This window comes from Streptomyces sp. SudanB182_2057, assembly GCF_964272715.1.
GTDB lineage: Bacteria > Actinomycetota > Actinomycetes > Streptomycetales > Streptomycetaceae > Streptomyces > Streptomyces rubradiris.
On record NZ_OZ186798.1, the window covers coordinates 3,275,495 to 3,291,045 of the forward strand.

12 protein-coding genes are annotated in these 15,551 nt (G+C 70.2%); 7 read left to right on the forward strand and 5 right to left on the reverse strand.

Annotated features, from left to right (window positions below):
* Position 1 precedes the first annotated feature (1 nt).
* Genes ACSURM_RS13935 through ACSURM_RS13950 form a run of 4 tightly spaced genes read right to left on the reverse strand, consistent with a single transcriptional unit; the run spans position 2 to position 3,254 of the window.
* A complete protein-coding gene (locus tag ACSURM_RS13935) occupies positions 2-382 on the reverse strand; it encodes a TadE/TadG family type IV pilus assembly protein (protein WP_436955303.1) in 381 nt (126 codons plus the stop codon).
* 8 nt (positions 383-390) lie between these two features.
* Entirely contained in the window at positions 391-1,626 is a 1,236-nt protein-coding gene (locus ACSURM_RS13940) for an AAA family ATPase (protein ID WP_436955304.1), read from the reverse strand.
* Between the two features lie 9 nt (positions 1,627-1,635).
* Positions 1,636-2,340, reverse strand: a complete 705-nt coding sequence (gene cpaB, locus ACSURM_RS13945; RefSeq protein WP_436955305.1) for a Flp pilus assembly protein CpaB — start codon at positions 2,338-2,340, stop codon at positions 1,636-1,638.
* 59 nt (positions 2,341-2,399) lie between these two features.
* Entirely contained in the window at positions 2,400-3,254 is an 855-nt protein-coding gene (locus ACSURM_RS13950) for a hypothetical protein (RefSeq protein WP_436955306.1), read from the reverse strand.
* 315 nt (positions 3,255-3,569) lie between these two features.
* Here ACSURM_RS13950 and ACSURM_RS13955 point away from each other — a divergent pair, with 315 nt between their 5' ends.
* The 7 genes from ACSURM_RS13955 to ACSURM_RS13985 all read left to right on the forward strand — a co-directional run bounded on the left by ACSURM_RS13955 (position 3,570) and on the right by ACSURM_RS13985 (position 14,913).
* A complete protein-coding gene (locus tag ACSURM_RS13955; RefSeq protein WP_436955307.1) occupies positions 3,570-5,288 on the forward strand; it encodes a chitinase in 1,719 nt (572 codons plus the stop codon).
* A 136-nt stretch (positions 5,289-5,424) separates the two neighbouring features.
* Positions 5,425-5,907 carry a hypothetical protein gene (locus ACSURM_RS13960; RefSeq protein WP_436955308.1) on the forward strand — a complete coding sequence of 161 codons (483 nt, stop codon included), beginning with the start codon at positions 5,425-5,427 and terminating at the stop codon, positions 5,905-5,907.
* A complete protein-coding gene (locus ACSURM_RS13965) occupies positions 5,904-6,554 on the forward strand; it encodes a hypothetical protein (protein WP_436955309.1) in 651 nt (216 codons plus the stop codon). The genes ACSURM_RS13960 and ACSURM_RS13965 overlap by 4 nt, the downstream gene beginning before the upstream one ends.
* On the forward strand, positions 6,554-11,233 hold the full coding sequence (locus ACSURM_RS13970; protein ID WP_436955310.1) for a putative T7SS-secreted protein: 4,680 nt from the start codon (positions 6,554-6,556) through the stop codon (positions 11,231-11,233). Before ACSURM_RS13965 ends, ACSURM_RS13970 begins: the two co-directional genes overlap by 1 nt.
* A 22-nt stretch (positions 11,234-11,255) precedes the next feature.
* Complete coding sequence (locus tag ACSURM_RS13975) at positions 11,256-11,675, forward strand: contact-dependent growth inhibition system immunity protein (protein WP_436961080.1); 420 nt, start codon at positions 11,256-11,258, stop codon at positions 11,673-11,675.
* A 164-nt stretch (positions 11,676-11,839) separates the two neighbouring features.
* Positions 11,840-13,096, forward strand: coding sequence for a DUF1266 domain-containing protein (locus ACSURM_RS13980; protein WP_436955311.1), 1,257 nt, complete (start codon positions 11,840-11,842; stop codon positions 13,094-13,096).
* A gap of 500 nt (positions 13,097-13,596) precedes the next feature.
* Positions 13,597-14,913 (forward strand): M14 family metallopeptidase, encoded by a 1,317-nt coding sequence (locus ACSURM_RS13985; protein ID WP_436955312.1) that lies wholly within the window; start codon positions 13,597-13,599, stop codon positions 14,911-14,913.
* A 3-nt stretch (positions 14,914-14,916) separates the two neighbouring features.
* Here the strand turns inward: ACSURM_RS13985 and ACSURM_RS13990 are convergent, their stop codons facing one another.
* Positions 14,917-15,501, reverse strand: a complete 585-nt coding sequence (locus ACSURM_RS13990; RefSeq protein ID WP_436955313.1) for a hypothetical protein — start codon at positions 15,499-15,501, stop codon at positions 14,917-14,919.
* Between the last annotated feature and the right edge of the window lie 50 nt (positions 15,502-15,551).

Consider the following 15,551-nt stretch of genomic DNA (forward strand, 5'->3'; position numbering starts at 1 on the left):
CTCAGCGCGTCACCTCCTCCACGGCCCCGGCGTGGCCGTGCACGGTGGCGGGGAAGGAGATCACGCCCGGGAAGAGGACCGGGACCTTCACGGAGACGTCGGCGGTGACGTACCCGGAGGTGCCGCACCGCACCGACGCGGCCCCGCGCCAGGCCCCCGGCAGGTGTCTCAGCCCGGCCTCGGCGCAGGCGGCCTGCCGGGCGCCGCCCCGGGGTGCCGCCGTGGCGGCCCGCGCCGCCTCGTCGGCGGCGTTCCCGGCGAGCGTGAAGGTGTAGCCCACCAGCACGGCCTGCCACATCAGCACCAGCGTCAGCAGGATCAGCGGGGTCATGCCGAGCAATTCGACGCTGACCTGCCCCCGGTCCCCGTCCGGTCTCCTCATGGCGCCGCTCATTCCTTCCGCCGCCTGAAGGTCACCGCCGCCCGGCCGGTTCCCCGGTGGGAGGGCTGCTGCCCCGGCTCGGCCAGCCCCAGCTCCGCCGCGAGCGCCCACAGCGCCTGCCTCACCGTGCTCCTGCCGTCGAGATCGTGCAGCCGTCCGGCGTCCACGACCCCTTGCAGCTCCTTGTAGGCCGCGGGTACGGCGGTCCGGGCGAGCGCGGTGCCGGTGATGCGCTGCACCAGCGCGGGCTGGATCTCCGTACCGCGGGTGTGCCGGTTGACGACGACCGTGGTCTCCTCGGCCTTGCGGATCTGGAGCCGGTCCCACATCCGTACGGCGCGTTTGGCGGCGCGTACGGCGATCACGTCGGGGGTGGTGACCAGCAGCGCGGTGTCGGCCGTCTCGACGGCCGCCGCGCCGGCCCCGCTCAGCTGGGCGCCGCAGTCCACGACGACGGCCTGGTAGCGCGAGCGCAGGGCGCCGACCAGCTGCCGGGCGGCCCGCTCGGTGACCTCCTCGCCGCGTTCGCCCTCGGCGGGCGCGAGGAGCAGGGCGAGCCCGGTGTCGTGGCGGAAGACGGCGTCGGCCAGGACCCGCGGCGAGATGTCGGTGATGGCGGCGAGGTCGGCCACCGACCGGCGGAACTGCACGTCCAGGTAGGAGGCGATGTCACCGCTCTGCAGGTCCAGGTCGACCAGCGCGGTGGCGCGGCCGGACGCCTGGGCGGCGAGGGCCAGCTGGACGGCGGTCAGCGTGGCGCCGGTGCCGCCCTTGGCGCCGCTGACCGTGACGACGGTGCCGCCGGGCCCGGCGGGCGTCTCGGCGCCGTGCCCGAGGTGGCGGCGTACCCCCGCCGACCACTGGGCGACGGCCTGCACCCGGCCGGCCAGTTCCTCGTACGACAGCGGGAGCCCGACCAGGCCGCGGGCGCCGGAGTCCATGGCGGCGGCGAACAGGCCGGGGCTCGCGTCGCTGGTGACGAGGACGACGCCGGCGGCCGGGAAGCGCAGGGCGACCTCGCGGATCAGCTCCAGTGCCGGTACGGGGCCGATGCGTTCGTGGACGACGACGACCTCGGGCAGTTCCTCGACCGACTCGGCGGCCAGCCGGGCGAGGGTGTCCACGAGCTGGGTGGAGTCGGTGACCGGGGGCTGCGGTTCGGCGTCGGGGAGCTGGCCGAGCAGGGTGGTGAGGGAGCGGACGGCGTCCGGGTCCGCGCCGGCCGGGAGGATCCTGGTGGGCATGGCCGCCTCTCACTTGTCCGTCGCGAGTTCGTAGGTGCGGTCCTGGTCGGGGACGCTGGTCTCGCTGCCGGGGGCGACGAGCGCGAGCCGGACGCGCTGGGCGAAGGACTCGGCGTAGGTGATGCGCTGGGCGTCGAGGGTGGACAGCGCGAAGGTGATGGGGACGGCGTCGGTGGGCCGGCGGCGGCTGTCGTCGTCGGGGTCGAGGACGGTGATCCGGCCGACGTCGAGGACCCGGGCGTTGGTGACGATGATCTTCGACTGGTCGGGGTCGCCCTCCTTGCGTCCCTCGAAGGTGGCGTAGACGTTGACGCGCGAGCCGGGGGTGATCTTCCCGGCCACGCCGGTCGCCGCGTCGACCATGATGGCGACCTCCTGCTGGCCGGGCTGGAGGGCGGGCCGGTCCACGATCATGTCGGTCTGGAGCAGGGAGCCCGCGCGCAGGGTGGTCACGGCTATCTTGCCGCGGATCTGCGCCAGGTCGGTGACGGCGTTGCCGGACAGCCACCGCCGGGGCATCTCGACCTTCTCGAACTGGTCCGCGTCCAGGGTGGTGTACGGCTTCACCTCGGACCTGACCCGGTAGGCGGTGGTCTCGGGCCCGACCTTGGTGTTGACGTCGTGGACGAAGGAGAGCACGCCGGCGAACGCGCCCAGCGCGCACAGGGCCGACAGGATCAGCAGTAACACGCCGCGGCGCTGACGGGAGTTCATGGACCGTGCAACCTCATCGGGGGAATCGGCTCTGGCGGGACGGGACGGGTTCGCGCGGGTCAGGCGGGCGTTCGCGATTCCAGGGCGCGGGGTGTCGCAGGGGCTCGGGCGGTGGCGCGGCAGAAGACGCAGCGGTCACCGATGACGTCGAGGCCGCACCAGTGACAGCGGGTTTGCCGTACGGAGGTGACCAGTTGGTAGAGGACGGACAGGTCGGCGAGGTAGCCGCAGAACTCGACCAGGCGGCCGGTCCCCCACCACACCGGGGACTCGGCGGGCAGCGGGGCCTCGCGCAGCCCGTGCACGCCCCACCGGGTGCCGAGGCCGGCGACCCAGTCGCTGTGCGCCTGCCCCTTGGCGACCAGCATCCAGGTGCCGAAGTCCGGCCCCTTCAGGGTGGCTTCCGGGCCGACCCTGACCACCTGCGGTTCGGGGTGGGCGAGGACGGCGAACTGGCTGCCGGGCACCCAGGACCTGGCGTGTGCCTTCAGCCCGACCGGGACCCGGTCCAGCCGGGCGACCGAGCCGAGGACGGCGCCGGCGTGGATGTAGTGGGTGAGCAGCCGTCCGGCGCAGGCGAGCACGCCCGGACTCAGGTCGCAGGAGGCGAGCTGGCGCAACTGCCGGGCCAGGACGGCGACGCCGAGCGGGGGCAGGGCGGGCCGGAACAGGGCGACGCGGTCGCTCTCCAGCAGCGCGCGCAGGGTGTGCAGCCGCCGGACGACCGGTTCCGGGGTGGCCTCGGAACAGACGACGACCACGTATCCGTGCTGCTCGGTGAGCCGGTGGAGTCCGGCGAGGCCCTCGTCGAGCGGCCCGCGGTCGAGTCCGGTCAGCACGACGGCGGGCACGGTCCGCTCGTCCTGCGCCGGCAGCGCCATGTCGGCGCTGGTCACGGCAATGGCTGTTGGCACGCGCAGCTCTCCGCTCTTCACATCCGTCGGCCCACCGGGGGTCACTCCGGTGCGCCGGGACGACTTCATTGCGTGACTACCCGAGCACTGTATCCACGGCCGTATGACCGGGAGAACAGCGTGAGGGAAGCCGGTGGGGAACTCTCCCGCCGCAAGCCCCGCCAAACCAGGACAGGTTGAGCGGCCGACCCGGAACCAACTTGGTCTGGACCTCTTGACACCCCGATTGGTCTGGACCAACTTGTAGGGCAAGCGGTGGCCACCGTCCTCTCTCTCCCCCTTCTCTCCCCGTCCGACTCCCCACCGGAGGCTTCAGTGGACCGCGCACCAGGCATACCCAGACCCACCGGACGACGCCTCGCGGCATGGTCCGCCGCCACCGCCCTGGCCCTCTCGGTCGCGGGCCTCGCCGCGGCCTCCCCCGCCTCGGCGGCGGACGTGAACAACGTGCGGAACGCGGGCTTCGAGTCGGGCCTCGCCGACTGGACGTGCACGGCCGGCAGCGGCGCGACGGTCACCTCCCCCGTGCACGGCGGCAGCAGCGCCCTGAAGGCGACCCCGGCAGGCCAGGACACCGCCAAGTGCTCGCAGACGGTCGCGGTCAAGCCCGGTTCGACGTACACGCTGAGCGCGTGGGTCCAGGGCGGCTACTCCTACCTGGGCGTGACGGGCACGGGCACCACGGACGTCTCCACCTGGACCCCGGACACACCGTCCTGGAAGCAGCTCCAGACGTCGTTCACCACCGGCTCCTCCACCACCTCGGTCACGGTCTACACCCACGGCTGGTACGGCCAGGCGGCCTACTACGCCGACGACCTCTCCGTCTACGGCCCCGACGGCGGCGGGAGCGGCAACCCGAACCCGACGATCCCGGCGGCCCCGTCCGGCCTCGCCGTGTCCTCCTCGACGTCCTCCTCGGTCTCCCTGTCCTGGTCGGCGGTGTCCGGTGCGACGGGCTACAACGTCTACCGCGACGGCACGAAGGTGACGGCGGTGTCGGGCACGTCGGCGACGGTGACCGGCCTCGCGGCCTCGACGTCGTACTCCTTCCAGGTGACGGCGACCAACGCGGCGGGCGAGTCGGCGAAGTCGGCGGCGGTCAAGGGCGCGACGACCGCCGGCCCGGGCGGCGGGGGCGGCGGCTCCCTGCCCAAGCACGCGGTGACCGGCTACTGGCAGAACTTCAACAACGGGGCCACGGTCCAGAAGCTGTCGGACGTCCCGTCGGCCTACGACATCATCGCGGTGTCCTTCGCGGACGCCACGTCCACGCCGGGCGCGGTGACCTTCAACCTGGACTCGGCCGGCCTCGGCGGCTACACGGTCGACCAGTTCAAGGCGGACCTCAAGGCCAAGCAGGCGGCCGGCAAGAAGGTCATCATCTCGGTCGGCGGCGAGAAGGGCTCGGTGTCCGTCAACGACGCCGCCTCGGCCACGAACTTCGCGAACTCCGTGTACGGCCTGATGCAGACGTACGGCTTCGACGGCGTCGACATCGACCTGGAGAACGGCCTGAACGCGACGTACATGACGCAGGCCCTGCGGTCGCTGTCGGCGAAGGCGGGCCCGTCCCTGATCATCACGATGGCCCCGCAGACGATCGACATGCAGTCGACGTCGAACTCGTACTTCCAGACGGCCCTGAACGTCAAGGACATCCTGACGGTCGTCAACATGCAGTACTACAACAGCGGTTCGATGCTGGGCTGTGACGGCAAGGTCTACAGCCAGGGCACGGTCGACTTCCTCACCGCGCTGGCCTGCATCCAGCTGGAGGGCGGCCTGTCCCCGTCCCAGGTCGGCCTCGGCCTCCCCGCCTCCACCCGCGCGGCCGGCGGCGGCTACGTCGCCCCGGCGGTCGTCAACAACGCCCTGGACTGCCTGACGAAGGCCGTCAACTGCGGCACCTTCAAGCCGTCCAAGACCTACCCCGACCTGCGCGGCGCGATGACCTGGTCCACCAACTGGGACGCGACCTCGGGCAACGCCTGGTCCAACAGCGTGGGAGCCCACGTCCACGCCCTCCCGTAACCAGCCCTGCCCCTCCCCCGGCGCCCGGACCACCCCACGGTCCGGGCGCCGTCGCGTGCCCTGGGGTGGCCGGACTCGATCCCTCGGCCGGCTGTCGCGTTGGACCCGCCACGGGACGGGTGTGATGATCCCGGTCATGTCCGAACACGGGGGAGAAGCCGTCTCGGCGAAGCATGCTCGCAGGTCACGCCTGTACGACTACATGGACACGCCCGGGCCCGGCCGGCCGGAGCGGACCGAGGGGACCGCACGCGGCAAGCGTGGGTTCGCGGTGCTGCTGGGCGAGTTCCGGCGTACGGCGGTGCTCGTTCCGGTGGATGAGGACGGCGCGCCTTTGACGGCGGATTTCGGCGGCGTGCGCTGGTTCTACGCGTTCTCGGACGAGGGGGCGTTGGCGCGATTCGCCCTGGCGCGGGGTGAGGGCGCGCGTGAGTGGGTGTACCAGCGGTGGCTGGGGGCGCGGTTGCTGGACGCGGCGGTGCCGGCGGTGGGGGTGCCGTGCGGGGTGGCGCTGGACTGTGCGGACGGTGCGGACGGGGTGCTCTTTCCCCCGGTGCGGGGGATCGTGCCGGATGCGGTGGCGGTGGACGTCGACGGCGGGACGGGGGGCGTGCGGTGACCGGTGGCGGCGGCAAGGACCTGACGACGCAGGGGCTGGATCTGATCGCGAAGGGGCTGACCGAGGCGCTGGGGGAGTTGCGGGAGCTGGGCTTGGACAGCCGGGCGGGGGCCGGCCGTGGTTTTTCCGGGCTGGCGTTGTCGGGTCTGGAGCTGGGTCATCAGGGTCTGACGGATGAGTTCCAGTCGTTCTGCGAGCGCTGGGAGTGGGGGGTTCGGGCGCTGGTGAATGAGGGGAACGATTTCGCGGCCGGGACGGGTCTGGCCGCGGGCACGTACCACGAGACGGACCAGTACGTGAAGGGTGCCTTCAAGGTCGCCGGGAACGCGGTGGTGGGCGATCCCTACGCCTCCGAGGAAGAGGTGCAGAAGAGGAGCTGGGATCAGATCGTGGACTCCGGTTCGGGTGTGGATTACAGCGAGGAGTCGTTCCGGCAGGCGTGGGCGAACAGCGGGCAGGGCTGGAAGGACGCCTCGTACGAGATGCTGACCTCGGACCAGGCCGCCCTGCCGGGCCTGGACCGGGCCGGTATGCAGGAGAAGTTCGGCATCTCGGGTGAGCGGTACGAGGAGATGCTGGCCGAGGCCTTCGACGCGTCCCCCGAGGCTCGTGCCCGTGCTGCCGGCCAGCCGGGGGGTGAGGGCTGATGGGCTTGGGAGACCTCACCAACAAGCTCCTCGACGGCGGGGAGGACCTGGTCGACGGCGGGAAGAAGCTGCTGGGCAAAGGGGTCGACTACACCACGGACAAGATCGGTGACGGCCTCGACCGGCTCGGGGTGCACGAGTGGGCCGATGTCGTGGAGGACTGGGGCGACGGGGTCGCCTCCGACCTGGGAGCGACGCCGGGTGAGCAGCAGCTCGGTGAGAGTGAAGAGGCGAACGAGCTCGTCCACGGCAGCCCGGCGAAGATCCGTGAGGCCGCGAAGCACCTGCGGGACTTCCACAGCGCCTTCGACAAGGTCGGCCAGGGGCTGAAGAAGGTCGACTCCTCCGGCTGGCGGGGTGAGGGCGGGGACGCGTTCCGGGAGAAGTTCGCCGTGCACCCCGCGAAGTGGGCGCAGGCCGCGGAGGCATGTGAGACGGCGGCGGCCGCGCTGGAGTCGTACGCCGACACGGTGAAGTGGGCGCAAGGCCAGGCCGAGGAAGCGGTCCGCCTCTACAAGAAGGGCGTGAAGGCGTCCAAGGACGCGTACGAGGCCCACAAGGAGAAGGTCGCCGCCTACAACGCGAAGGCGGAGGCGGGCGAGGACCCCGGGTCCAGGCCCGCCGAATTCCAGGACCCGGGCAAGGCCGATGTCCAGGCCGCGCGGCACAAGCTGGCCCAGGCCCGCGAGCAGCGCAACACCGTCGCCACCGAGGCGCAGGGCAAGGTCCGCTCGGCTATGGCGCACGCTCCGGCCGAGCCCCCGCCGCTGGAACGGCTGAAAACCGAGGTGGTGGACGGGGCCGTGGCCACGAGCCTGGAGCTGTCCCACTTCGCCGGGGGCATGATCAAGGGCACGGCCGGTGTGGTCACTTTCGTCCGCGGCGTGAATCCCCTCGACCCCTACAACCTCACCCACCCCGCCGCCTACCTGCAGAACGTCAGCATGACGCTCACCGGCCTGGTCACCACCGCCGCCCACCCGGACCAGGCGGCGAAGGCCATGTGGGACAGCTTCCGCAAGGACCCTGCCGAGTTCCTCGGCCGTCTCGTTCCCGAACTCGTCGGGAGCAAGGGCGCGGGACTGGCGCGCGGCGGGCTGCGCCTCGGGTTGAAGAAGGGCATGGAGGAAGCCGCTGAGCAGGGGGCACGCAAAGGTGCCCGGAACGCGGTCGAGGAGAACGCGGAGGATGTCTCCCGGCGCCCGGTCGACAAGGTCTGTGAGAAGGACCCCGTCGATGTCGCCACCGGCCGGATGGTGCTGCCGCAGACCGACGTCTCGCTTCCCGGCATTCTGCCCCTGGTCGTCAAGCGCCAGTTCGAGTCCTCGTACCGGCTCGGTGGCTGGTTCGGCCCAACGTGGTCCTCCACGCTCGACCAGCGCCTGGAGATCGACGCGGCGGGTGTCGTCTTCGTGGGCGAGGACGGGGTGACGCTCGCCTACCCGCACCCCGCCCCGGGCGTGCCGACCCTGCCCAGCCACGGCCCGCGCTGGCCGCTGGACCGGGTGGACGACGGCTACACCCTCACAGACCCCGAGTCGGGCCGGGTACGGCACTTCGCCGACCGCTCCGAGGACCTGGCGGTACTGGAGCAACTGGACGACCGCAACGGCAACTGGCTGACCTTCGAGTACGACACCGGGGGCACCCCGCTGGCGATCGCCTCCTCGGCCGGTCACCGGCTGCTGCTGTCGAGCTCGGAGGGCAGAATCACCGCGCTGCACCTGGCGGGCGCGGCAACCGACGGCACCGACCAGGTACTCGTCCGCTACGGCTACACCGACGGCCATCTCACCGAGGTCGTCAACTCCTCTGGCCGCCCCACCGTCTTCGGCTACGACGACCAGGGCCGCCTGACCTCCTGGACCGACACCAACGACAGCCACTTCACCTACGCCTACGACGACCAGGACCGCTGCACCCACCAGTCCGGCGCCGCCGGCCACCTGGCCTCCACCTTCACCTACTCGCCGGTGGACCCCGACACCGGCGAACACACCACGACCATCACCGACTCACACGGCCACACCACCCACTACCTGATCAACCACCGCTGCCAAGTGATCGCCGAGACCGACGCACTCGGCGCGACCACCCGCTACACCCGCGACCGCTACAACCGCCTGCTGTCCACGACGGACCCGTTGGGCCACACGACGGCGTTCGAGTACGACGAGACGGGCAACCCCACGCGGGTGCTCCGCCCGGACGGCCGCGAGACGAGAGCCGAGTACAACACCCTCGGCCTGCCGGTGAAGGTCGTGCACCCGGACGGCACGGCGATCCACCAGACCTACGACACCCGGGGCAACCGCACGTCGGTGACGGACCCGGCCGGCCGGACGACCCGCTTCACCTACACACAGGCCGGCCACCTGACCTCCGTAACGGACCCCCTGGGCAACACGACCACGGTCGTCTGCGACCGCGCGGGCCTCCCCGTGCGGGTCACGGACCCACTCGGCGCAACCACCCACTACGCACGCAACGCCCTCGGCCTCCCGACCGCCATCACGGACCCACTCGGTGGCATCACCCGCCTGGAGTGGACGCTCGAAGGCCGGCTGACCCGCCGCACGGCCCCCGACGGCACCACGGAGTCCTGGACGTACGACGGCGAGGGCAACTGCACCACCCACACCGACCCCCTCGGCGGCGTCACCCGCTTCGAATACACCCACTTCGACCTGCTGACCGCCCGCACCGGCCCGGACGGCGACCGCTACGAATTCACCCACGACACCGAACTACGCCTGACCAAGGTCACCAACCCACAGGGCCTGACCTGGGAGTACACCTACGACCCGGCCGGCTGCCTGCTCTCCGAGACGGACTTCGACGACCGCACCCTGACGTACGAGCACGACCCGGCAGGCCGCTTGACGGCAAGGCGGAACACCCTCGGCGAAGTGACGTCGTTCAGCCGCAACGCGCTGGGCCAGGTGATCCGCAAGACCACGCCGGGCGGCACCACGACGTACGCCTACGACCTGACCGACCAACTCGCCCACGCGACCGGCCCCGACGGCACCACCCTGACCCTGCTCCGCGACCGCCACGGCAACCTGCGCTCGGAAACGGTCGACGGCCGAACGGTGACGTACACCTACGACACGATGGGCCGCCGCACCAGCCGGGTCACCCCGACCGGAGCGAAGACCACCTGGTCCTACGACGCGGCAGGCCGCGTCACAGGCATGCAGGCATCGGGGCGCCCGATCGACTTCACCTACGACGAGGCCGGACACGAACTGAGGCGCCTGGTCGCCGGGGCCATCACCCTGCACCACACCTTCGACCCACTGGGCCGCCTGACGACCCAGTCGGTGACCGGCACACAGGGCCAGAGGGTCCAGCACCGGGCGTACACCTACCGGGCCGACGGCAACGTCACCGGCATCGAGGACGACCTGTCGGGCACCCGCCGCTTCGACCTCGACGCGACGGGCAGGGTGACGGCGGTCCACGCGGCAGGCTGGACGGAACGCTACGCCTACGACGAAGCAGGCAACCAAACCGAAGCCGCCTGGCCGGCGACCCACCCGGGAGCTGAGTCGACGGGCCCCCGCACCTACACCGGCACCCGCATCACCCGGGCCGGCAACGTCCGCTACGAACACGACGCCCTCGGCCGCATCACCCTGCGCCAGAAAACCCGCCTGTCCCGCAAGCCGGACACCTGGCACTACGAATGGGACGCCGAAGACCGCCTCACCTCAGTGGTGACCCCCGACGGCACCCGCTGGCGCTACACCTACGACCCCCTGGGCCGCCGCACAGCCAAACTCCGCCTGGCGGAGGACGGCGAAACGGTCGTGGAACGGGTGGACTTCACCTGGGACGGCACCACCCTCTGCGAACAAACCACAACCTCTGAAGCCTTCCCCCACCCGATCACCCTGACCTGGGACCACCAGGGCCTACGCCCCCTCGCCCAAACGGAACGCATCACCGCAGCGGAAGCATCCCAAGAGGAGATCGACTCCCGCTTCTTCGCCATCATCACCGACCTCGTCGGCACCCCAACCGAGTTGCTGGACGAACAGGGCAAGATCGCCTGGCACACCCGCAGCACCCTCTGGGGCACAACAGCGTGGTCAACAAACAGCACGACCTACACCCCCCTACGCTTCCCAGGCCAGTACTACGACCCCGAAACCGGCCTCCACTACAACTACTTCCGCCACTACGACCCCGAAACGGCCCGATATCTGACGCCGGACCCCCTCGGTCTTGGCCCGGCGCGCAACCCCGCCACATACGTCCATAACCCGCACAGCTGGGCCGACTCCCTGGGCCTCGCACCTGATGAATGCCGTAAGTTGGGGCTGTCACCGGCTGCGCAGCGAGCCATTGAAAAATACGAGAATATAAGGAAGGACCCCCTTGGCGATGTGAACTCGCAACCGAATCATAACCACTATGATGCGGCCAGGCGAGAGGCAAACGGAGAGGTGGTCGCCCGGAAAGCCGACGGAACGCCGTTCGATCACATAGCGGAATTGAAGCAGGCGCGGGACGGCTTGGATCGGGTGAGAAGAGTCCTTGAACGTGAAATTGATAGTCCTCCTGAAACGTTGACGGACCGAGGAGTCGACGTCCTGATCGCCAAACGGAAAGAGGTAATTGGAGAGCTCGACCGCCTCAACGGCTTCTTGCATTCGATTGGACATCGTTAAGCTGGCCGAGATTGGAGTTCACATGCTCTCGGATTTTGTGGACAGAAACAGATCCATCGAAGAACTGGAGGGCAATCGATGGCCTGCCCCTCCAGCAGACAGTACGACCATGGTGCGCAACGTGCACGACCTGAGGCGGCGAGCCATCGAAGATCTCACCGTAGAGGACCTACGTCGGCTGATCGCTCAAGATATCGGCCTTCATTGGCTGCTTCCTATTGCTTTGGACTTCCTGCGTGAAACGGCACCACAGGAAGCGGCTGCCGGCTGGTATGACGACGACTTGCTCTCGGCGGTGCTGACTCGACGGGAATCGGTTTGGAGGAACGCACCACAACTGGCGCGCCATCTCGATGGGACGGTGCGCATGCTTACCGACCTATCACCGTACATTCAGCGGGAGGTGGACGACTTTCGAACCGCGTTGTCGGACGTGCTATGAGACCCGGGCCATCAGGTCTTCGCGCCGATCCCCACCCGTTACCCTGCCCATCCATCGGGACTGGGTCGCGCGTCGTCGTCAACGAACGTGTACGGCCCGCTCGACCCAGGTCTCCAGTCAGTACCCTGGGCTCGCCACAGCTGGAAAGAGGAGCGGAAGTTTTCATGTCGTTCGGGCCGCCACCTGCCGGTTTTCCTCCTGTTGCCGGTCCCGTCTGGACTCCTCCGTCGGAGGTCGAGCAGGCCCTGTTCGAGGCCAAGGGGCGGGGGGACTGGGTCGCGTACTTCGGGACGCTTGCTCAGGCTCGGTTGTTCTTCGAGATAGAGAAGGGCGGGGCGGATGCCTCGCCCAGGGCTACGTACGCCGTGTTCGGGTATGACCCGCGCGTCGCCGGCGGGCGGATCTGGGCCGTGTACACCGAGGGCATGCTGCCCGTCCCGGAGCCCCATCGCGTGTTCGACTGGAACCACCTGGAGTGGTTCGCCAAGGTCTGGCAGCCGACCGATCCGCCGATGATCGTCGTCAATCCGGGCAGCCCGTGCGAGGCGTTTCTCCCCTCCGCGCCACCGCATTCCGCGGCCTGGGCACAGTACGGAGAACAAGCCCCGCCGCGCGACCGGTCGATGCGGCTGCGCACCCTCCGCGTCGGCGGCCCCCTGCACGGCCCCGTCGCCCACGGCCTCGCCTGCGGTGCCCTCCTCTGCGTCAACAACGGCTCCTTCTGGAACAGCATGGCCTGGCACGGCACCGGCTACCCGGACGAGCGGAAGCGGCTGAACGAGTGGTGGGGCATCACCACCCGCGAGCAGTGGCAGTACTACCTCCGCGACCTCCTCGCCTGCGAACAGCACAGCTCCGTCTGGGACTTCGCCCTCGGCCTGCGCCGCACCATCGCCCGCGACTTCGGCGGCCACGTCGACGCGGGCTACTGGCGCCAGGCCGCCGCCAACGTCATCCGCGCCCGGTCCGAGGGGTCGGTCGTGGTCGGGGAGGACGGGGTCACCAAGACCGAACCCCGGCCCGCGTCCGAGGTCGAGGCGCACATCGAGGGCGTACAGCGGCTCATCGGGCGCATGACCCGCTACGAGGCCCGGATGCGTGCCGACGGTGTGCTCGACGGCAACCAGTACGTCTCGTCCGTCGACGCCTGGGATCTCGGCCGCGCCTCGAAGATGGCCCGGTGGGGGCTCGGAGCCCGCCTCGGCACGCTCCAGGAGGCCGAGTCCGCCGTCCTCCAGGCCGGCCGGGCCGCCGCCCTGTCCTACAAGTCCTGGCAGGACTTCTCCGCCGGCTACATCCTGGGCCGCTGCCTCCACTTCGACGACGAGGAGTTCGGCGACTGGTACCAGAACATGGTCTCGGCGCATCGCATCCTGATGTCCGACCCCGGCAGCCCGTGGCTCACGATCCCGTTCCGCTGATGGCCCTCCGCTCAGCGGGCGGACAACACGCACCACACGTACTTCCCCCCGGTCCCCGAACCTCGCCGACGGCTGCCACCCCCAGTACTCCGCGCACGCCACGACCGGCCCCAGACCCCGCCCCTCCCTCCGCCTCCACCGACCGCCCCAACGCATCGTCAGGATCACCCGCGGTAGAAGCGGTGTCACTCGAACCCGACCGGTCGCGTGACTTCATCCACAGGCCGGCGAAGGAGCTGTGAGCATGCTGACCCCTGACACCTGGCAGGAGTCATCCGTCCCCTTCGTCGAGGCGCTGAAGGGCCGCTCCCCCAAAGGGTGAAGCGGTCCGGCCGGTTTCCGTCAGGTACCCGTCGGTGTACTTGACCTGTGCATGCCCGGCCCGCACCATGAGCGCCACCCGCACAGCGAGCCCGCAGGGAGCCCCACGAACGGCCCCCGGAGGTTCGTGATCGCACGTCGCACGGGAACACCCACTCCGACCCCCACAGGGAGCGTTCATGCGACTTCGCAGACGGACCGCCGCGCTCGGTGCGCTGCTGGCCCTCGCGCTGGCCGCGCCGGTCTCGGCCGGGCTCGACCAGGCCGGCGCCGACAGTGCGCGCAGGGCCCAGGCGGCCGACGACGACATCCGGCAGTACGAGATCCATCAGCGCACCACGCCCGTGACCCGTACGGCCATCCAGTCGGCCGGTGTGACCGTCGACGAGGCCGACGAGGAGAGCGTCGTCGTCTCCGGGCGGGCGGAGCAGGCCGAGAAGCTCCGCCGGATGGGGTACGACGTCCAGCCCCTGGGCGCCGCTCCGCAGCGCGGGCAGGCCCGGCTCTACGACTTCCCGAGCGCCGACGCGAAGTACCACAACTACGCCGAGGCGAACGCCGAGATCGACCAGCGGCTCGCCGCCTACCCGGGCATCATGAACAAGCGGGTGATCGGGAAGTCGTACCAAGGGCGGGACATCGTCGCCATCAAGGTCAGCGACAACGTCGGCACCGACGAGAACGAGCCCGAGGTGCTGTTCACCGCGCACCAGCACGCCCGGGAGCACCTCACCGTGGAGATGGCCCTCTACCTGCTGCGCGAACTCGGCGCGGGATACGGGTCGGACTCACGCGTCACCGGCCTCGTCAACAGCCGTGAGATCTGGATCGTGCCCGATCTGAACCCGGACGGCGGCGAGTACGACATCGCCAGCGGGTCGTACCGGTCGTGGCGGAAGAACCGGCAGCCCAACTCCGGCTCCACGAACGTGGGTACGGACCTGAACCGGAACTGGAACTACAAGTGGGGCTGCTGCGGCGGGTCGTCGGGGTCCACGTCCTCCGAGACCTACCGCGGGTCCGCCGCCGAGTCGGCGCCCGAGGTGAAGGTGGTCGCCGACTTCGTGCGCGGCCGGGTCGTCGGCGGCAAGCAGCAGATCACGGCCGGGATCGACTTCCACACCTACAGCGAGCTGGTGCTGTGGCCGTTCGGGTACACCTACGCGGACACCGCCACCGGGATGACCGCAGACGACGCCGCCGCGTTCCAGGCCGTCGGGCGGAAGATGGCCGCCAGCAACGGGTACACCGCCGAGCAGTCCAGCGACCTGTACATCACCGACGGCACGATCGACGACTATCTGTGGGGTACGCAGAAGATCTTCAGCTACACCTTCGAGATGTACCCGGCGTCGTCCTCCGGGGGCGGGTTCTACCCGCCCGACGAAGTCATCGAGCGGGAGACCTCCCGGAACAAGGACGCGGTGTTGCAGCTGCTGGAGAACGCCGACTGTATGTACCGGTCGATCGGCAAGGCCGCCCAGTACTGCTCCTAGCGGCTACGCCTCCTCGAAGTAGGCGTCGAGCACCGCGTCCAGTCGCTCGTCCCACTCCTTGAAGCGCGCCCTGGCCGGCGCCTCGATCTCGATCGGGAACCAGCGGCGGTCAGGGGTGTGCACGGTGACGGTGTACCGCTTGCCGAAGCGGGGCGTCTCCGTCTCCACCGCGGCGATCTCGTCCCAGCGGAAGTCGCAGGCCTCCTCGTCCAGGCTGAGGCGGACGCCCCTGCGGTCGGCCACGATCCGCGCCCGGCGGTCCGCCGCCTCGAAGACCGGCCCGTCGGGGTCCGGCTCGCCGGAGTCCGGACCGTCGCCGTCCGCGGCTTCCAGTGATTCCCCGACGGACTCCTCGGGCGTCTCCGCGACGGTTTCCCCGGAAGCCTCCCCGAGGGCCTCCTCGGTGGCCTCCGGGCCCGGCGGCTCCTTGGACACCGGGCCCGCCTCGGTCGGCGTCGGTCCCGTGATCCCCGGCACGAAGGCCGGGTCGAAACCGGCGCCCAACACGGGCTCGGCCTTCACCGGCTCAGCCTTCGACGGCTCCCCGGCCCCGGTCGGCTTGCTGCTCGATCCTATGCGCTGCTCCACGGCGGCAGTATGGACGACTTCCCTGTGCCGTAACCAGTCAGCTCACGAAC